The organism is Burkholderia diffusa, from assembly GCF_001718315.1.
GTDB classification, from domain to species: domain Bacteria; phylum Pseudomonadota; class Gammaproteobacteria; order Burkholderiales; family Burkholderiaceae; genus Burkholderia; species Burkholderia diffusa_B.
This window is the reverse complement of record NZ_CP013363.1, coordinates 2,299,190-2,318,706: the sequence shown is the minus strand read 5'-3', so window position 1 is coordinate 2,318,706 and position 19,517 is coordinate 2,299,190. Positions and strand designations below refer to the sequence as shown.

The 19,517-nt window shown below is 61.4% G+C and carries 16 protein-coding genes; 11 read left to right on the top strand and 5 right to left on the bottom strand.

Annotated features, from left to right (window positions below):
• Positions 1–7: 7 nt before the first annotated feature.
• Entirely contained in the window at positions 8–229 is a 222-nt protein-coding gene (locus tag WI26_RS25545; RefSeq protein WP_069227599.1) for a hypothetical protein, read from the bottom strand.
• A gap of 239 nt (positions 230–468) precedes the next feature.
• Between WI26_RS25545 and WI26_RS25540 the strand changes: the two genes are divergently transcribed.
• From WI26_RS25540 to WI26_RS25515, 6 genes are all read left to right on the top strand, one after another.
• Complete coding sequence (locus WI26_RS25540) at positions 469–1,242, top strand: common pilus major fimbrillin subunit EcpA (RefSeq protein WP_155768820.1); 774 nt, start codon at positions 469–471, stop codon at positions 1,240–1,242.
• An 86-nt stretch (positions 1,243–1,328) separates the two neighbouring features.
• Complete coding sequence (locus WI26_RS25535; protein ID WP_069227597.1) at positions 1,329–2,036, top strand: fimbria/pilus periplasmic chaperone; 708 nt, start codon at positions 1,329–1,331, stop codon at positions 2,034–2,036.
• Positions 2,037–2,103: 67 nt separating this feature from the next.
• Positions 2,104–5,637 (top strand): TcfC E-set like domain-containing protein, encoded by a 3,534-nt coding sequence (locus tag WI26_RS25530; RefSeq protein ID WP_167359262.1) that lies wholly within the window; start codon positions 2,104–2,106, stop codon positions 5,635–5,637.
• Between the two features lie 407 nt (positions 5,638–6,044).
• Positions 6,045–6,611 carry a hypothetical protein gene (locus WI26_RS25525; RefSeq protein WP_155768819.1) on the top strand — a complete coding sequence of 189 codons (567 nt, stop codon included), beginning with the start codon at positions 6,045–6,047 and terminating at the stop codon, positions 6,609–6,611.
• Positions 6,612–6,700: 89 nt separating this feature from the next.
• Positions 6,701–8,272: a hypothetical protein gene (locus WI26_RS25520; protein WP_069227594.1), complete on the top strand. Its 1,572-nt coding sequence runs from the start codon at positions 6,701–6,703 to the stop codon at positions 8,270–8,272.
• Between the two features lie 383 nt (positions 8,273–8,655).
• Positions 8,656–8,937, top strand: a complete 282-nt coding sequence (locus WI26_RS25515; protein ID WP_335622152.1) for an Hpt domain-containing protein — start codon at positions 8,656–8,658, stop codon at positions 8,935–8,937.
• Here WI26_RS25515 and WI26_RS32435 read toward each other — a convergent pair.
• Positions 8,916–9,284, bottom strand: coding sequence for a hypothetical protein (locus tag WI26_RS32435; protein ID WP_155768818.1), 369 nt, complete (start codon positions 9,282–9,284; stop codon positions 8,916–8,918). The two genes, WI26_RS25515 and WI26_RS32435, sit on opposite strands and share 22 nt — an antisense overlap.
• Before the next feature lie 361 nt (positions 9,285–9,645).
• Here WI26_RS32435 and WI26_RS25510 point away from each other — a divergent pair, with 361 nt between their 5' ends.
• From WI26_RS25510 to WI26_RS25490, 5 genes are all read left to right on the top strand, one after another.
• Positions 9,646–10,203, top strand: coding sequence for a fimbrial protein (locus WI26_RS25510; protein WP_069227592.1), 558 nt, complete (start codon positions 9,646–9,648; stop codon positions 10,201–10,203).
• Between the two features lie 110 nt (positions 10,204–10,313).
• The gene (locus tag WI26_RS25505; RefSeq protein ID WP_069227591.1) at positions 10,314–11,069 is read left to right on the top strand and encodes a molecular chaperone; all 756 of its coding nucleotides are present in this window, start codon (positions 10,314–10,316) and stop codon (positions 11,067–11,069) included.
• 185 nt (positions 11,070–11,254) lie between these two features.
• A complete protein-coding gene (locus tag WI26_RS25500) occupies positions 11,255–13,864 on the top strand; it encodes a fimbria/pilus outer membrane usher protein (protein ID WP_069227590.1) in 2,610 nt (869 codons plus the stop codon).
• Between the two features lie 87 nt (positions 13,865–13,951).
• Positions 13,952–15,016: a fimbrial protein gene (locus WI26_RS31805; protein ID WP_081334348.1), complete on the top strand. Its 1,065-nt coding sequence runs from the start codon at positions 13,952–13,954 to the stop codon at positions 15,014–15,016.
• Between the two features lie 356 nt (positions 15,017–15,372).
• Positions 15,373–15,696, top strand: a complete 324-nt coding sequence (locus WI26_RS25490; RefSeq protein WP_069227589.1) for a fimbrial protein — start codon at positions 15,373–15,375, stop codon at positions 15,694–15,696.
• Here WI26_RS25490 and WI26_RS25485 read toward each other — a convergent pair.
• The 3 genes from WI26_RS25485 to WI26_RS25475 form a co-directional block, all read right to left on the bottom strand.
• Positions 15,690–16,001, bottom strand: coding sequence for a DUF3579 domain-containing protein (locus WI26_RS25485; protein WP_069227588.1), 312 nt, complete (start codon positions 15,999–16,001; stop codon positions 15,690–15,692). The two genes, WI26_RS25490 and WI26_RS25485, sit on opposite strands and share 7 nt — an antisense overlap.
• Positions 16,002–16,127: 126 nt before the next feature.
• Positions 16,128–17,492 carry a sigma-54-dependent transcriptional regulator gene (locus WI26_RS25480; protein ID WP_069227587.1) on the bottom strand — a complete coding sequence of 455 codons (1,365 nt, stop codon included), beginning with the start codon at positions 17,490–17,492 and terminating at the stop codon, positions 16,128–16,130.
• On the bottom strand, positions 17,482–19,386 hold the full coding sequence (locus WI26_RS25475; RefSeq protein ID WP_069227586.1) for a sensor histidine kinase: 1,905 nt from the start codon (positions 19,384–19,386) through the stop codon (positions 17,482–17,484). Before WI26_RS25475 ends, WI26_RS25480 begins: the two co-directional genes overlap by 11 nt.
• Between the last annotated feature and the right edge of the window lie 131 nt (positions 19,387–19,517).

Below are 19,517 nucleotides of genomic sequence, written 5' to 3'. Positions count from 1 at the left end.
CAGTGATTCAAAGCTGCATGCGCGGCTGTCGTTTCTTCCGCGTTTCTTTGTAGCGGCGCATTGCTTTCTCTCGCACTAGGGCTGACTGCTCCATCACGCGGCACGCCAGCTCTTCTTCCCGCTGATCTCGATCGCTCCCTTTAACGAGATGCCACTTATCGCATCGGTCCAACGCCGTGGACTGAATGCGCCGGGCAATATCAATGCCGATTTTCTCGCTGACTGGCATCGCCTCGACTCATAAACGGGGTCGAAGCCGCACGTCGTCGCCGCGTTTCGGCGACCTGCCAGCGACATGAAAACGCCGCGGAAGGCCTTGCATCAGGATGCGAAGTCAATTTCGGACACCAAACGTTTTTGGGCAAATATTCGTTTTCGTACGGGTACGAGCCTGGAGGATTGGCCATTCATGCTGGGTACGATTGCTTCAATTTGCTTACATCGCGACAATTTGCTTAGCCGTTCCGGATGAGGGAATTCAATGCCTCATCGGTTGGTGTCAGAGCTGATCTAGAGATGTATCCCCGAGGAAAACGGGGCTGTTTTCCGGTCATTCTGAATCCTTTGATTAACTTCCATGAGTCATTCGACATGAAGAAAAACGCACTCCGTCTCGCCGCGGCATCCGCACTGGCCTTCGCGATCGCCGCCCCGGCTATCGCGGCAACCACTACCGAAGAAGCGCGCGTGAAGTGGACCGCCTCGGTGGTCAAGAAGTCCGACGTGACCCTGAGCGTGTATGCAGAAGGCAGCACGAACCTCGACTTCGACTGGAGCGTCGCGAACAACGCATTCACGTCGCAGGATCGCGCGCTGACCGTGATGGCGGCGGGATACCAGGGCGGCGAAGGCTATTCGATCGAAGCGCAAGTCACCCGCAATACGCTGAACGCAGCGGCAGGCGGCGTGAAAGACACGCTGAAGGTCGGCGTGGAACTCGGCGGTATCGAGCTGGGTGACGCGCCGGTCCAGATCCTGGCCGGCACGAAAGGTGACACCGCCCCGACGACCGCCGCCAACGGTCTGCAGAACATGAACCTGTCGAAGGCCGGCGCGAACAAGACGCCGAACGGTTCGTATCACCAGGCGAACGGCGTGCCGGTCAAGTTCTCGATCGCCGAAGGCACGGACAACGCCGGTGCAAAGCTCACTGGTGCGGATCTCGCCAACGTCGCGGATGGCAAGTACAACGGCGACGTGGAAGTGCGTTTCGTCGCCAGCTGGAAAACGCCTGACGCGTAAGCAAGCTTCGATACCGGTCTAACTCTGGTGGTGCCGGATCTCGAAAGGTTGAGGTCCGGCATTTTCATTTTCTTCGAGGGCTTGCGATGAAAAATCTGAAGATTCTTGTGCTGGCGGTTGCGGCGGCGTGTGTTTCGCCGGCGGGCGCGATCGGCATTGGTTCGTTGACGACCGAGATGCAAGAGAAGGAATTCTATGTCGTCAAGCAGATTCAAAACGACGACTCGGTAGCCAAGTTTGTGTCGACGGAGGTTCAGCAGGTCAGCGACCCGAAAACGCTCAAAGTCCTGCCAGCGCAAAGGAAGGATGTGTTGGTCTCGCCGGCAACCGTATTTCTTCCGCCGCACCAAAAGGCCGATGTCAAGATTTACTACCAGGGCGAACGCGACGACAAGGAACGCTATTACCAGCTTTCCTTCATCGAGCAATCCGTTTCGTCCGAATCCCAGCTCAAGGGTGGTGTCAGTGTTTCGGCGAAACAGCGCATCCGCCTGAGCTCGATTCTCGTTGTTCGGCCGCGTGCAATCCGTTTCACGTTCGAACAGGACGGCAAGGGCAACGTGCGTAACACGGGCAATACGTTCATTCACGTGACCGCCACGGGGAAATGCGAGGAGAAGGGGAACCAGGATCCTCAGGCATGCAGCCGGTCGGCTTTCCTGTTACCTGGGGAGACGATGGACATGAGCAAACGCAGCGGCATTCGCACACTCGATGGAGTGGGTATCTGGAAGGGTACCGACTACCAGTATTTCCCGGCACATACCACGCCGACCAGGATCGTCGCCAAGTAAAGGAAGCTTTCCTCCTTACTTCATTTCAACCGTATTAAAATTTGGACTCCGAATGAACGAGCAAGGAATGACAGCCATTCGCCTTTCGATATCCCTGATGGGAGGGTGGGTGTCGTCAGATGTGCTTGCATCGGATCAGTCCATCCGGTTCAGTGAAGACATGCTGCCGATCGGGCTCGCGAAGCTGGATGCAAAACATTCGATTTTTCCGCTGGCAGCGCCTCCGGCTGCGACACCCATGGGGGCTGGTACCGTCCGCCGTACGTGGCAGCTCGATGAGAACGGAAGGTGGCACCCCGGGAGCTGGCGCCAGATCGCCCCGCAATCCGCCATCCGGCATGTGCGGGCGGATCGGGCTGACGTTATCGCGCCTGGTGGTGTCGAGTGGATCAGACCTGGCGGCGCCGCGTCGAAGACATCCGGTGCGATCAAACAGCGAGCCTTTGGCCGGGCGAAAGCCAAGCGTGCAATCGCGACGCGCGTGTCGCTCGACGTGCCGGTCGGTGCATCGAAAGCCGCGCGCGCCGGTGAGGTAAGGGGCGCGTCGAGCATCAGTGCCGACAGCGTGCCGTCAGCGCTGGTTGACGGCAAATCCGTGGCGTCGCGAGTCGATGGCGCGCAGCCGGAACGTCGGAATGACGACGCGATCGCACGTCTGAAATCGGAAGCGGCGGCATGGAAGGCGGATCAACGCGATACGCCTGACGAGCGAACCGCTCAGGTTCGACTGGTGGATGAGCCGTCAAGCGGATCGCTCGAAGAGCCGGTCGTCGACGCGGAAGCGTCTGTCGTACGCGGCGTCGCCGATGTCGCCGCCACGTCCGTGACGGAAGCGCAGAAAATGTGGTCCGGCGACGACGCTCGCTCTCCGCGAGACGTCGACGTGGTCGGTCCTGTCGCCAGCGTTTCGTCGGCCGTGAATGTGCATAACGATGCGCTGTCGAGCACGACGATGGATGAATTGCGAGACGTGGCTCGACCGGGCATGGTCAAAACCAGGGTCTCGCTTGATGATCCGTTTGCGAAGCCGATTGCACAGAAGACGGTTTTCCCGGCAGCGGAGACGGATCCGGCCGAAGGGTCAACCGTGACGGGGGCCGAGACGCCGGTTAATGGCGCGCGTGCTGCATCGTCCGTGTTGCCTGCCTCCGGTGAGGCTGATGCGTCCGCGTCCGAAGCCTCGGGCATGCCGGAAGCGGATGCCATTGCCATCGATGGCGAGACGAAAGGCGACGGCGCGCTGACCGTCGGCACCTATTCGTTCCCGGAAAATCTGTTGGGCGCACTCGAGCAGGGCGTTGAAGTGCCGGTACGGATCACGACGGAAAACGGAACGGAAGAGGCGGGCAAGGCGAGCGTCAAGTATGTCGACGGCGCGCTGACGCTGACGGACTTCGCGCTGAACAAGATCAAGCTGACTGAGGCAACGAAGCAACTGATCGCAAGCCGCTACGGCAAACCGCTTAAAGTCGTGGCGGAAATGTCGCCGGCCGGCGCGAATGTGAATGGCATTCGCACCGAGTTCAATCTCCGCACGTTCGAAGTGATCGCGCAATTGCCGAAAGCGGCGTATTCCAGCGAGGGCGAGGCACGCTCCTACAATCTCGCGGACAGCACCGAACAGCACCTGAGCGGCGTGTTGAACTACGACGTGTCCGTGGTCAAGAACGCTCGGTCCGATGCGAACGGCTATTTGCATCTGCAATCGGTCACCGGTGTCGGCGTCAATCACGCGTATGTCGAGGGCGATATCCGCAGCGGCGACGACTTCAACCTCTATGAAGCGCGCCTCGAGCGTGACTATCGCGGCCTCGCGATCACGGGCGGTTATCTCAGCACATGGTCGATGAGTGCGCTCGGACAAACGACGTTCCTGCCGGGCGGGCGCTTTATCGGCGTGAGTGCCGGTAATGCGAGCCGGTCGGAGATCAACGACGGTTCGTTGGCACGTACGCCGATCTTTGCGTTCATGCCTGCATCGGGCGAGGTGCAGCTTTACCGTGACGGCAAACTGATCAATGTCCAGCAACTGCCGCTCGGGAATCAGGAAATCAATACGCGCCCGCTGCCGGTCGGCAGCTATACGGTTCGCGTGGACGTGGTGGTCAACGGGCGTGTCGTGTCGTCCAAGACCGAGCAGGTCTACAAGCCGAGCAATGGTGGCGGCGGCGCCGATACGCAGTTTCAGGTCTATGGCGGCCAATACATCGCGAACAATATCCGTGGCCAGGGCTCGGTCAGCCAGCCCATGTTCGGTGTCAGCGGCAAGAAGGCCACGAAACTCGGCACGTTCTACGGGAGCAGCTACTACTTCGACGGGCTCGCTGCCGCGGAACTGCGCTATCAGCGCGATTTCAAGCACGGCACGATCGGCGTCGACACCGGCGCCACCACGGATGGCGGCTATCGATTCAACGCGAACGGATCGGCCAACATTGGTCCGCTGGGCGCCTGGGCCAACTATATGTTGACGACCGGGAGCACGGAGAAGAACGGCATCTACAACCAGCGCACGACGAGTTTCGGCTCGACGATCAGTATTGCAAGGATGTTCGGGTGGAAGAACAACGCGACGCTGAACCTGTCCGGCAGCTTGTATAACGGCGGCAGCCAGGATTACCGCATCGACTACAGCCAGGACGTCTACAGCAACAAGTGGGTGCGCATGACCTTGAACGGCGGGCAAATGTTCAGCCGCAGCGGGAACGGCGGCCGGAAATGGAACAGCGCATTTTACGTCGGACTGAACGCGACGTTCTCGTGGGGCGACGCAGGTATCGACTATTCGCGTTCGCTCGACAGCGAACAGATCGGCGCGCATGTCGGCTGGCGTCCGACGCATATCGCCGGTGTGGATTACCTGTCGGCCGGCGTGAATCGTTCCCGGTCGTTGAATAGCAGTCAATACGGCAACTCGAGCAGCACACAGCTGAATCTCGGCGCGCAGGGGCACAACCGCTGGTTCGGCTGGCAAGGCAACGTCAACGTCGACGAGACCGGCGATGCAAATGGCACGGCAGCGGTGCAGGGCAGCGTGGGCTGGAATACGAGCGGTATCGGCTTCAACAGCAAGAAGGGCGAGAGCGGCGTGATCGTCAATGTCGACAAGACGGCGCGCGGCAATCTGGAAATGATATCGAGCGGCGGTACTCAGTCGCTCGACGGGAGGTCCACTTTCGTGCCGTTGACCGGCTACAAGGAGCACAAGGTCAACATCCGGACCCGTCGCGACACGCCCGAGAACTTCGATATCCAGGGTGGCGAAGCAAAGCTTGTGCTCTATCCGGGCAACGTCGCGTCGATGCAACCCAAGGTGCGTCGTCTTGTGACCGTCTTCGGCGTGCTGACGGAAAACGGTACGGTGAAGCCGAATACGGAGATCCGCAATCACATCGGCAAGGCGACGACTGCCGCCGACGGTGGATTCGTGATCGACGTCGACTCCGCGTATCCGGCTATTCAGTACCAGACCGATGCAGGCGGCACTTGCGAAATCGACTTCGATTTGACCAAGGCGCAGGGTGCGCTCTGGGTCGATCAGGTCGAATGCAAACCCAAGAGCGTTGCACGGTCGAGTGTGCCGCGTCAGCGGGAAGGTTAAGTCATGGCGCGGCGTCTCGGTTCGAGGCGCTTTGCGGTCCCGATTGGGTGGATAGAGCTTGTTTGCTGTCGATCGATCCGCGTGCGGGCGCATACCTGCGTGCCAGCCTGCTGAAGCATCCGAAGGTCGCGTTTGGCCGCTTGGAGACGTCCTTCGGGCATGCATGTTCAGGGCGTACGCCTATCGAAATCGGGGCAACGCGCGCAAGTCGCGCATGCTCAAACGGAAGCGCTCACCGAGATCGAAACACGCTCTTTTTTCTGGCTCTCCGGGCGCCAGCGTCGTCGCCAGTGCCTGGAGAGCCGGCCAACCAATGAGGAAATGAATTGAGATATTGCATAGCGCTATTGACGGCAATTTGGGCGTGCTCCGCGCAGGCATTGTCGGTCGGCGACATGACGTATTTCATGAACGCCAGACAGGACTATCTGGTGCGCGAAGTGGTCAACGACAGCGATCGGACTCGCGTCTACAGCGTGTCGGTCGTTGAAAGCGCGCCCCCCTATGGCGACGCGAAAACGTGGAAACCGAAAGGCGGCGACCTGATGTATGCGCCGAAGCAACTGGTCTTGCGGCCGGGGCAGAGCGGATGGCTCAGGCTTTACTACAAAGGGAAAAACGACGATACGCCGCGCTTTTTCCAGGTGATCTATCGCGAAGAGCGCGCGGTCGCGATGGAGGTGGATGCCGTGGCGGTCAAACCGAGATTGAGCCTCCAGACGGTGCTTGTCGTGCAACCTCGCCAGCCTCGGCAATTCCATCGACTCGACGGCGCGCGCCTGATCAACGACGGCAACACGGTCATGCTGGCCACGGCTCGCGGCGCTTGCGCCATTGCGCAGCACTGCATGACCGATCGCTATCTGGCGCCGGGCGAATCCCTGGAACTCGGCGAGTTCGAGCAGAAGCGAGAGTCGGTTCGGGTCGTACTCGCCAACGGCGCCGAGATGGAGGAGTTCGAAATCACATGGTGACGGGCCGCGCATGGAAAGCGCACAAACGGCACAACCAGTACGTCAACTCGACGCGCAAGCGGCACAACCCTTACCTAAACTGATCGAACATGTTCTCAAGAATATTTCGCTTTATCTGCGTCACCAGCGCGCTGGCCGGCATTCCAGCAGTCGATGCGTTCGCAACCTACAACCCGTTCTTGCCGCCGAACTGTCCCGCGAGCCAGGAGCGGTCGAGATACGAGACGAGCATCCAGCCGATTCAGGTCGCGGCGGGCGACCGGATCTATCTATCGACCAACGGCCTCATCGAAAATGGCGCACTCGTTGGATACATTGATCGGGGCAATCCGGCTCAATCGCAACTGGCGGCGGCGTTCCCTTCAAATACATTAAATTCAGTCTGGATTGGTGGTGTCTCCGCCGGGTTTTGGGTGACAGACGCGTCGGCCCAAGTCGCTTCGCTGTCCGTTTCTCGCACGTCCGATATCCGCAATCCCGCGTTGCCGTTCAGCCGTCCCGAAAACGTAAATGCTGCCAGCGGCGGTGCATACAACGGCCTGCGATTGTTCGCCACCAGATTGGGTGACATCGGGTTGACAGCCGGGAAGTCCCCGATTGGTACACAGGTGATGGATGGCAGCGCGAGAAGGATGATCGCGTCGGCCATCATCGATGGTCGACCTTTTGATATCGGTGCAATGGTCCAGTGGAGAGACTGGTACATAACCGAATGGGCCCGGTACGCATGTGAGGTAGGCTACGGGGTAGGCTATGTGTTGCACCTGCTACATGTCCAGCCGACCCGCTTCGCAGTCGAAGTCGAGCCGATCACCGGGACCGTGGAAGTCACGCAGGGCAACATCGTTCATCGCGTACCCGACGCTTGCATCAGCAAAGGCGACCGCATGGAATGTCCGATCCGCACCCGGGTCAACACCGTGCCCGGCGGCTTTACGGTGAAGCTGGACAACGTCGATGCCAATCAGGCGTGGCTGCTCGTCGACGGCCAGAAGACCGATCGCGTCGACATCGGCCAGCTCGGGAACACCACGCTGGTCACAACGGGGGCCTACCTGTTGAGCTTGCTCGGCACTCAGGATACCGTCTCGCTGGATGCACTGACCCTCATGATGGCGCCCGACCAGATGCCGCAACTGACCGGACCGCTCGGGCTGTTCTCGAACGTTCAACTCAAGCGTCTCACGTTTGGCGTCACCATCGACGAGCACGACTCTTCCGCGCTCGGTCGCTATTCCGGCAGCGTCGGACAAGATCCCCAGATCATGATCCCACTGACAATCGGGCAGTTCGGCGCGTCGAAGGCCACCAAGGTGTCGGTCCAGGTGGTGGCTGACAGCATCTCCACGCCACAGGGGCCCCGCTGCAAGTTCGTGGGCAACCAGGGGGCGACCGTGGTCGGCATCCCCGCCAACGTGCGTTTCCACAGCGGCACGGAGTTGATCGACCGGCCCGACAATTGCAGCGGCATCAGTTACGACATTGCGTCGATGAAGTGGCGCGAGATCGTCGGCGGTGACTTTCCCTATAAGGCTTCGCTTGATATGGACCTGATCTTCCCGCTGTCGCCGCAGGAACTGAACCTCGACGTGGCCGGCAACGCCTGGGTTGGCACCGTGGAGGCGAAGGGGGAAGTCGTCGTGAAAGGCGAATGGAACTGACCCGCAGTGGTCGAAATGAAGTTCGATGGCGACACATACAGCACGCTGCAGCGGATGTCGGAATTGCGAATCGCCGGTGCCGGTGCTGAGCCGGTGCTGCTTACGACGGAGAAATGCGGATGCGGACGAAAGCGAGAGCAGGAGGCATCCGAGGCAGAAACTGTGCCGGAGACGACGCCCGAAGCTGCGCCATGGGATCAGCTGCGAAAACTCGGTTCGCTCGGCAACAAGACGCGTGACATTATGCGTCCACTCTCGCCCCCGTTCAAACGCCCGGCGGCTCGCCAGGATTCGTTTTGTTTTGACGACCATGACAGATCAAGCTTTCATCGACTGGGCCAAAGCCGCGCAGACCAACGCATTGATCAAGAGCGAATTTCTCGATCCTGGACGAGTCGCTGTCGGCCATTGACGAGGCGATGGCCCATGGCGACTGGGAAACCGTAGGCTCGCGCGTTCATTCGATCAAGGGTGCATTTGCGATGATTCACGAGCAGGCGGTGATCGATGCCTGTTTGCGGCTGGAGGACGTGATTCGCCACGCGCCGGCCGTTGACGGCAGAGACGCGTCCGATGCGCTCGCCGGGGTGCGCACCAATGTGACGTCGGTGCTCGAGCGGATCGCGACGGATCACGAATCGCGTCATGCCGGGGCGAGCGATTGAACCATCCCGGGCGGCACGGTCGCGTTGTCGAGCGGCGTGCGACCAGAATCGAAGTGCTTCTCCATTTCCGAGCGTCCGGCACGGCGATCCATCATCGGATTCCATGTCGCTGCGTCCCGTGATTCAAAAGTCCGCATGCGCAGCTGTTGTTTCTCCTGCGCGTACTCTTTTAGCGGCGCATCGCCTTCCGTCATACACGGGCTGACTGGTCCACCACTTGGCACGCCCGTTCTTCTGTCATTGATCGCTGTCACCTGTTTGTCGAGATGCCACTTATCGCATCGGTCCAACGCGGTGGACTGAATGCGCCGGGCAATATCAATGCCGATTTTTTCGCTGACTGGCATCGCCTCGACTCATAAACGGGGTCGAAGCCGCACGTCGTCGCCGCATTCCGGCGATCTGCCAGCGACATGAAAGCGCCGCGGAAGGCCTTGCATCAGGATGCGAAGTCAATTTCGGACGTCAAACGATTTTGGGCAAATATTCGTTTTCGTACGGGTACGAGCCTGGAGGATTGGCCATTCATGCTGGGTACGATTGTTTCAATTTGCTTACATCGCGACAATTTGCTTAGCCGTTCCCGATGAGGGAATTCAATGCCTCATCGGTTGGTGTCAGAGCTGATCTAGAGATGTGTCCCCGAGGAAAAGGGGCTGTTGTCCGGTCATTCTGAATCCTTTGATTAACTTCCATGAGTCATTCGACATGAAGAAAAACGCACTCCTCCCGATCTTGCTCGTTTCGGCAGGTTTCTTCTCCGCCGCGACTGCTTACGCATCCGACGGCACGATCACGTTCAACGGTAATGTCATTGCGTCGACCTGCAAACCCGACGGCGGGCCCGCAGACCTTACGGTGACGCTGCCGCCGGTGTCCACGACCGCGCTGGGAGAGGCGGGCAAGTCGGCAGGCCGGACCCCGTTCAGTCTGTCCCTGACCGGATGCTCGACCAGCGAGGGCAATCCGACCAAGGTTGCCGTGACCTTCGAAGCCGGCCCGAGCGTCAATCAATCGACGGGCCGCCTGACCGTCGATGCGGGGACGACCGAGGCGCCTGGCGCCAAGAACGTGGAACTCCAGGTGTTGAACGCACAGCAGCAACCGGTGAAGGTCGGGGCAGCGGGCGATCAGAATTCGCTGCTCGTCGACATTGGCAAGGACGGCAAGGCCAAGATGGATTACTACGCCGAATATATTGCAACGGGCGCCGTTGAAGCCGGTGCGGTCAATACGCGCGTTCAGTACTCCCTGAACTACCAGTAACGTTCGGCCCGCGACGCAAATCGGCGCGGGGTCTCGACTCTTCGTATTGGCGAAGATTGTTCGTATAACACTTCGCCAATTCATTAGGATCTCAAAATATATAGGAATCTATGAAGAAAAGGAAGCTCCTGTCAACACTCCTCGTCGTCGTCTCGACCTTTCTTTGTGCCAATGCGTCGGCAGGTGTCGTGCTGGCCGGAACGCGCGTGATCTTCTCCGGCGCAGAGCGTGAGGTGACCGTCAAGGTGGCGAATGAAGGGAAGGTGCCGGCGTTGGTCCAGGCATGGTTCGACACGGGCAACTTCAATGAATCTCCGGATCTGATCGACGTGCCCTTCACGTTGACACCCAGCATGTTTCGTCTGGAGCCCGGCCGTGGTCAGATGCTTCGCATCATTCGCGACGGTGACACGCTGCCAAGCGACAAGGAATCGCTGTTCTGGCTCAACGTGCTGGAAATTCCACCGAGCGCCTCGCGTGCAGATGGCCGGAACAAGCTTCAGGTTGCCTTCCGGACCCGAGTAAAGATGATGTACCGCCCTGATGGACTGCCAGGTTCCGCAAGTTCGGCGCCATCAGAATTGCAGTGGAGTTTCGCGCGTAAGGGTACGGGCGGATACACGTTGAGCGCAGTGAACCCGACGCCCTACGTCGTCAACTTGGGATACGTCATGTTGAAGTCGGGGGGAAATGAATACGAGGCTAAACCGGGATACGTGTTGCCGAGAAGCACGAGCGCTTTCGACGTCGAAAAAGCAATTGCGCAGCCGGCCGACAACGTCACAGTCAAGTTCGGTGCAATTGACGATTGGGGCGGTACGCGCACCTACGAACTTCCCGTGCATCGCAGCGGGAAAGCTGAATAAGCGACCTCCTTCCCTTTCTCGCGAACAGGTGACTGCAGTGCCGGCGGATCGAAATTGATCCACCGAATGGTCAGCCTCGATCGGTGTTGGAACGAGCCGCGAAGGTAGTTCGCCACTTCCCTTGATTACCTAATGCGTTGAGCCGCAAACGATTCTTGCGGGTCACCGACCAATTTCCGCATGAGATGGCAAATCCGATCAATCACGTCAACCCAGTGTCGCCTCCGCAGCTGAAGCCGCTGTCAGGCTTTGTGCTGTCTACATTGGCGGCATACTCCGTCGGCAGTCTTGCTGCCGAAGTGGAGCAACCCGCGCCGGCACTGCAACTCGCGCAGACCGAATTCGCGCAGGTGGAGTTCGACAGCGGCTTCGGCGTGAACGGAGGCGGGCGCGCGGTCGACCTCTCGCGCTTCGGGCGTGGTAACGTCATTTCGGCTGGCGACTATAGCGTCGACATCTATGTCGGTCAGGATTGGGTTGGTCGCTACGACGTGCCGTTCAAATCCGCGCAGGGTACGCCCGATGCACAACCGTGCTTCGACAAGGACGTGTTGCACCGTATCGGCATCGACTTCGGAAAGTTGCCGCCGGAAGTGGTCGAGCAACTCGACCAGGACGACGCTTGTCTGCGTATCGGTCAGGTCGTGAGCGATGCCAGCGCGGATTTCAACCTCAACGAACTCCGCCTGACGCTCTCGATTCCGCAAGCATCGCTGCTGCGAAATGCGCGCGGCGCCGTGAGCCCGGACCAATGGAGCACTGGCGTGCCGGTCGCGATGCTCGGCTACAACGCGAACGTGTACCGGTCGAAGAGCAAGGGCAGTGCCGCGCAAACGGACGGGTATGTCGGTTTGACGTCCGGCATCAACATCGGAAACTGGCACTTTCGGCACAACGGTTCGTATAGCTGGTCCGGGAATGGCGAGAATCGTTACCAGGACATCGCGACCTACGTACAGCGCGACATTCCATCGCTGTCATCGCAATTGCTGATCGGCGAAAGCTATACCTCCGGCGAATTGTTCGATTCGACTGCATTCCGAGGCGTACAGTTGTCGTCGGACGACCGTATGTTGCCGGACTCGTTGCGCGGATACGCACCGGTCGTCCGCGGTGTGGCGAACAGCAATGCGAAAGTGACGATTCGCCAGAATGGCACGACGATATACGAGACGACCGTTGCTCCCGGTGCGTTCGAAGTCACGGATCTGTATCCGACGGGATATGGCGGCGATCTCCGGGTTGACGTTACCGAGGCGGACGGGAGCGTGCATGGTTTTTCCGTGCCGTACGCGGCGGTGCCGCTGTCGCTTCGGCCCGGCCGCAATCGCTACAACTTCGTGGCCGGACTAGTCAGGAATCAGCAACTCGACGGTCGTGCTCCGTTCGCACAGGCCACGTGGCAGCATGGCTTCAACAACCTGCTCACAGGATACGCGGGCGTCTCGCTTTCGCCGGGTTATGCAGCCGCGATGATCGGCGCCGCGCTGACCACGCGACTGGGCGCATTCGGCGCGGATGTTACGCAGGCCGTGACCTCCTTGCCGGGTGCCGGACGCTATAACGGCTCGAGCATCCGTCTCAGCTATTCGAAGTCGATTCCCGAGACTCGTACCGATATCGCGCTGGCGGCGTACCGGTATTCGACAAGCGGCTATTTCGGGCTCAACGACGCGGTGCTGACCCGCGATCGAGTCAAGCGCGGAGAGTCCATGGACTCGGTCTGGCGACAGCGCAACCGTGCATCGCTTACGCTCAGCCAGACCCTCGGCGATCGCGGCGGTCAACTGAGCGTGACGGCGTCGGCGGCCGACTACTGGAACCGGAACGGTTCCGATACGAGTTACTCCGTCGGCTACAGCAATACGTTCAGGAACATTTCGTACTCGGTTTCGGCATCGCGACAACGCAGCTTCGGCGGCCAGATGAGCACGATGTACTACGCGAGCGTGTCGATTCCGCTCGGCAAGTCGAATTCAACCTCGCTCTCGACCAATTTCAGCCGGGATACAGCGGGACGCACGCAGATTCAGTCGACGTTTTCGGGTATGGCGGGACCGGACAGAAATCTGTCGTACAGCGTAAGTGCAAATCACGCGTCCGGCGGCGGCGCAACATCGAACGAGGGCAGCGGCAACCTGACCTATCGCGGGTCGTTCGCGGAACTCAATGTTTCGGCAGGCGGAAGCTCGGGATATCAACAGGCGTCGGTCGGCATGCACGGTGCGGTGGTTGCACATCGCGGCGGTGTCACGCTTGCGCAGCCATTGTCGGAGACCTTCGCGATCGTCGAGGCGCCGGGCGCGAAGGGTGCGCGCGTGACAAACGCGTCTGGCGTGCGGGTCGATGGTCGCGGCTTCGCGATCGTGCCGTATCTCACGCCGTACAGCATGAATACGGTGGAACTCGATCCGAAGGGACTCTCGACGGATGTCGAGCTCAGGGAGACGAGCATGCCGGTCGTGCCGCGAGCCGGTGCGGTGCCGATGCTCCGTTTCGGGACGGTCTCGGGGCGCACGGCGCTCATTCGCGCCCGTCAGTCAGATGGCCGACCGGTTCCGTTCGGGGCCGAGGTGCGCAATGCCGACGGCAAGCAGATCGGTGTCGTGGGACAGGCAGGGAAGATCCTTGCGCGCGGTCTCGATGACAAGGGATCCCTGCAAGTCGTGTGGGGCGAGGAACACGAGCAAAGCTGTGCGATTTCGTATGAGATGCCGCCACGCAAGAAGAAAGCGGGTTATCAGCAATTCAGCGGGACGTGCAGGACCGTGGTTTCGAGATCCGCCGGATTGTGACAAATGGGCCCATGCAAGCGGGGCGGTACGCACTCCATGACATGCGGTGAGCAATGCTCGGTGAATTAACTTCAATTCAAATCGAATATGAAAATAGAATCGTTCAGAAAGATGTTAATGGCGGCGCCATTTGTGCTGTGGTTGCTTTCCGGGACGGCATATGCCGCCGTGTGCACCATAGCTTCCGGATCCAGTAGCATTTCGTTTGGGCAACAAAATATTTCCGGCCCGTCCAGCGGTTATCCGCCGGGCAGCGCAATCGGCAGTTTCATCACGTCTTCACCCTACATATTCTGGCAAATCGTTCAAAGCCAACCGTGCCCACCGAGCGATCAGCAGTACCGCGTGACGCTCGATCCGGTGTCGCCACAGGTACCTGGAGTGCAATATGTGGAAAACGGCGTCGCCTATCCCGTTTATGAGACCAGCATTCCCGGGATCGGTTACGCCGTCGCGATCCGAGGCGTACAAGGTGTAGATAATTGGCAGCCGCTGACAGCCAACCTCGACTATGGCGTTCGAGGTCGCTACGACTCCGTCGCTATCTCGACGCGCGGGGTGTTAGTTGTGACCGGACCTGTCAAATCCGGCACATACTCGTTCAGTTCGTATCTGCTAGCGGCTAGAGGAATTGGAACAACGTCCGGTGCCGAGATGGTCAATAGCAAGTTTGGCTCTATCTCCGCGAAAGTAACCGTCGCCGCGCGCGTCTGCAAAGTTGTGGACGGCGCTGATACCGTCGTCAACTTGCCCCCGGTGACAGGCACGAGTTTCAGTGGTGTCGGATCGGTTTCCTCCCAAGCGGCCGAACGATTTGCGATCACGCTGGATTGCCAGGAAGACATTCGACTTCACGCCACGATGACTGATGCCAGCGATCCGGCGAATACCACAGACATTCTGACGCTCGCGCCGGGATCGACCGCATCCGGCGTCGGCATCCGGATCTTGCGCGATAACGGCTCGACACCCGTCAGTTACGGGCCTGACTCATCGAGCGTTGGCAATCCAAACCAGTGGTACATCACGACAACTCCGCTCAACGGCGCGCGCGTCGCCGTGCCGTTCGTCGCTAAGTACGCGCAGTCCGGGGCCAAGGTATCGAGCGGGAGTGTCATGGCGCGCAGCACGATCACGTTTTCATATCAATGACGAACGCCTCGTGCACTTCATCGTCGCGGAAGTGTCGTGCGCGACGATGGTGAGGCCAATATCGGGATTGCGTTGGATGACCCTTCCGCTCGACGATGCGTATCGGGCGCGGCAGTACGTATCGGTTTGTCAGTTCTCGACGCTTTTAGCTTCGAGTCACGTTGTATCTATGGAGCGCTCATCAATAACGAAGAATGCGACGTTAATCAGGGTACTTCGCTCTTCGGTTCGGGAGGGGCGAATCCACCAATCAAGCCACCGCCCACGCCCACGTGTAAACTGGATACTCCTCGAATCGGGGTGGCCTTACCTGCAGTCAGCATCCGTACGTTGACTGATGGCAAGGCGTCCATGCCTTGAAGGTTTTCAATATCAGGTTGAGCGATTGCAGCAACAACGCGAAACCGATCATTGCGTTGATCGACGCACAGAATACGGCCAACACCGGGCCGAACCTCGCATTGAAGAGCACCAGCACGGCGAGCGGTGTCGCGCTCCGGATCCGGAACGGGAGAACCAATACGGATATACCTTTTGGCAGGAACAACACGTTCTCGATGGGAGCGCCAGTGGGCGGCACCGTGGTTTTGCCGTTGCAGGCTTATTACGTGCGGACGGGCGGGGCGTTGCGCGCCGGCACGGTAGCGGCCGATGCGAATTTCAGCGTGACGTTTCAGTAACGACGCGCATCGACCGGCAGGTCGTTGGCGCGCGCGAACTGCATCGCGAATTCGAATGCGTCGGGGCACACGACCTGTAACTCGCGCGACACGAGCAGGCACTTGGCGCCGTCGACGACGAGCGGCGTTGCGAGCCGCGTCAGCGCGCTCCGGCAGTTCGGCTGCTTTTCGCCGACGAACAGCGTGATGACACCCGCGAGCCGCTCGGGCCAGTCGCTTGGCCTGAATGTCTTGCGCGCATGCGTTATTCCCCTGACGATGAAGCCGTCGATCCGACATCCGTCGGTTATGTTGATGCGATCCATCCCTGTACTATCCTCGTTCGCGCGTCATCCGCGGTTTCGCGCCGTGTTCGATCTCGATGCGCGTGCGGCGGCGATGACGGCTCTGCCGCACGGCGAGCACGCGCATGACCGCGCTGCCCGTGTGCATCATGTTTCGGTTCCGTCAGCCCCCGCATCGCCGCGCGCGGGAATCCGCAGGTTGCGCAGCTTGTGATAGAGCGTCTTCTTCGGCATGCCGAGCGCGACGCTTGCGTCCGCAACGTTGCCGTTGTGACGCCGCAGCATGTCCTCGATCAGCATCCGCTCGAAATACGCCATCTGCTCGGCAAGCGTGCCGCCTGCCGCCGGTTCGCCGCCGGACGAAAGCAGGCTGTCGCCGGTCAGGCCGAGCACGAAGCGATCGGCCACGTTCTGCAGTTCGCGCACGTTGCCGGGCCATGCGTGCGTCATCAGTTCGGACACCTGCGCAGCGGTGACGACCGGCGCCGGTTGCCCGAAGCGCCGCGCGGCCGCGAGCACGAAATGCTCGAACAGAAGCGGCACGTCCTCGCGGCGCTCGCGTAGCGGCGGCAGCTCGATTTGCGCGACGTTGAGCCGATACAGCAAGTCCGCGCGAAAGCGCCCGTCGGCGGCCAGTTCGGCGAGATCGGCTTTCGACGCGGCAACGATCCGGCAATCGACCGGAATCAGCTCGTTCGCGCCGAGCCGTTCGACCACGCGTTCTTGCAGCACCCGCAACATCTTGATCTGCAGCGGAATCGGCATCGTTTCGATTTCGTCGAGAAACAGCGTGCCGCCGTGCGCCCATTCGATCTTGCCGATACGCTTCTTGATCGCGCCCGTAAACGCGCCGGCCTCATGGCCGAACAGCTCGCTCTCGAACACCTGCTCGGGCAGGCCGCCGCAATTCAACGCGACGAAATGCGCGTCGCGCCTTCCGCCGAAGTCGTGCAGGCTGCGCGCGATCAACTCCTTGCCGGTGCCCGTCTCCCCGGTGATCAGCACCGACACCGACGTATCGGCGAGGCGCAGGATCTTCTTGCGCACATCGGCCATCGCGGGCGACTTGCCGAGCACGAGCGCCTCGATCCCCTGCCAGTTGTGGAGCGCCGCGCGCAGCCCCTGCACCTCGAGCGTGAGCCGGCGCTTCTCGACCGCGCGCGCGACGCGCCCCGCGATCACGTCCGACGAAAACGGCTTCTCGATGAAGTCGTACGCACCGTCGTGCATCGCGCCGACGGCCGTCGAAATGTCGGCGTGACCGCTGATCAGCACGACCGGAATCTGCGCGTCGACCGCCATCACGCGTTCGAGCAACTGCAGCCCGTCGATGCCGGGCATTCGCACGTCCGACACGATCACGATGGGCGCGCCGGGCGCGACGTGCGCAAGCGCGTCGGCGGCCGACGCGAACGCATCGACCGGAAACCCGGCGAGCGCGACGGCCTGCTCGACGCCGATCCGGACGTTTTCATCGTCCTCGACGACCAGCACGCGAATTTCATCTTCCATGCTCTGTCCTTTGTTGCGGCGTTGCCGCCGCGAATTCGATGGTGAACTGCGCGCCGCCCGTGTCGCGGTTCGTCGCGGTAATCTTCGCGCCGAATGCCTCGACGATGCGCGATGTGATCGCGAGGCCGAGCCCGAGCCCCTGGCCGCGCGGCTTGGTCGTGACGAACGGCTCGAACAGATGCGGCAGCACGTCGGGCGCGATGCCGGCGCCACTGTCTGCGACGGTGAAGCGCACGCGGCCGGCGGCGCGCGCATCGTCCGCGCCTTCCACTTCGACGGCTTCGATGACGATGCGCCGCACGGGCGCATCGTGCACCGCGTCGAGCGCGTTGCCGAGCAGGTTCACGATGACCTGCTGCAACTGGCTTGACTCGGCGGATACGGTCATGCCCGGCGCGATGTTTACGTCGAGCTGCACGCCTTCGTCACGGATCCGCGCCTCGTAGATAAGCCGCGCATGCGCGACGGCTTCGTTCAGCGATACGGCGACGCGCTCGACGTCCGGCTTGCGCGCAAACGTCTTCAATTCGCCGGTGAGCACGGCCATGCTGTCGACGAGCTTGCCGATCCGTTCAAGATTCGCATACGCCGGCGCGGGCTGGCCGCGCTCGAAGAACGTGCGCGCGTTGTCGCAGAGCGTGCGGATCGCGACGAGCGGCTGGTTCAGCTCGTGCGTGAGACCGGCCGCCATCTGCCCGAGCACCGCGAGCTTGCCCGCGTGCACGACTTCCTGCTGCGAATCGCGCAGCCGTTGCTCGGTGCGTTCGCGTTCGACGATCTCGCGCTGCATCCGTTCGTTCGCGGCCGTCAGCGCGGCCGTGCGCTGTGCGACGGTCAGTTCGAGCCGGTCGTTCGCGCGGCGCAGCGCGTCCTGCGCGTTCAGCCGCGCGAGAATTGCCCGGCGGCGCTGGATCGCATAGCCGACCAGCAGCGCGACGATCAGGAATGCGCCGGTGACGAACGCGAACGCCATCTGCTGCTGGCGCCGCGCGCCGGCGATGTCGAGCAGCACCATCAACGAATCGCCTGCCTGCGGCGCGGGGCGCGACATCACCAGATAGCGCGTGTTGCGGCCGGCGTGGCGCGGATCCGGGAACGTGCCGAACCACGCGGCGGCGCTGCGGTCGCCGATGTGGCGGTACGGCAGCACGTCCACCGTGCGCCCCGCGTATTGTCGCGATGCCTGAATGTCGCGCTGCTGCTGGGCGGTGATCGGGCGCAGCGCGGTGAACTTCCACGCGGGCTCGGTCGAGATCACGACCACGCCGTTGCTGTCGACCACCATCGCGGCGACGCCCGGCGCGCGCCACGCAGACTCCAGCGAATCGACGCTGATCTTCACGGCCGCCGCACCGATCGGCACGCCGTCGTCGCGCACCGCGCTCGCGAAGTAGACGCCCGGCACGCCGGTGTTCGTGCCGATGCCGAAGAAGCGGCCGCTGCCGCGTGCCAGGGCGTCCTTGAAGTACGGCCGGTACGACACGTTGGTGCCGACGAAGCTGATCGTCTCGTTCCAGTTGCTGGCGGCGATCACTTCGCCCTCCAGATCGATCACGTCGACGGCGCCGCTGCCCGCGTCGCGGTTCACGGCTTCGAGATACGTGTTGACGGTGTGCGTGAGCGCGGGCCGGTCTTGCGGCGCGGCCCGCAGCAGCGTGCGCACGCCGTCCTGGCGGGCGACCAGGCCCGGCAGGATCTCGAATCGGCCGAGTTCGCTCTTCAGGCTCGACGCGTACAGGTCGAGCCGGTGCGCGCCGGTTTCCTCGAGCGCGTCGATCGCGCGCTCCCACGCGAAATCGACAGCCGCGCCCGCCACGCCGACATACACCACGGCGGCCGACGCCCATCCCCACCACGGGATTCCCTTGAAGCTCTTCTGCACGTTCGCCCTCATCGAAGCCCGCTACCGGTCGTCCGCTACCGGTCGTCCGCGACCTGCCCTCCGCGACCGGCCCTCCGCAACCGGTCGTCCGCAACCGGCCGTCCGCAACGACGCGCGCCGCGCGCCGGCAGGGCCGGCGGCGG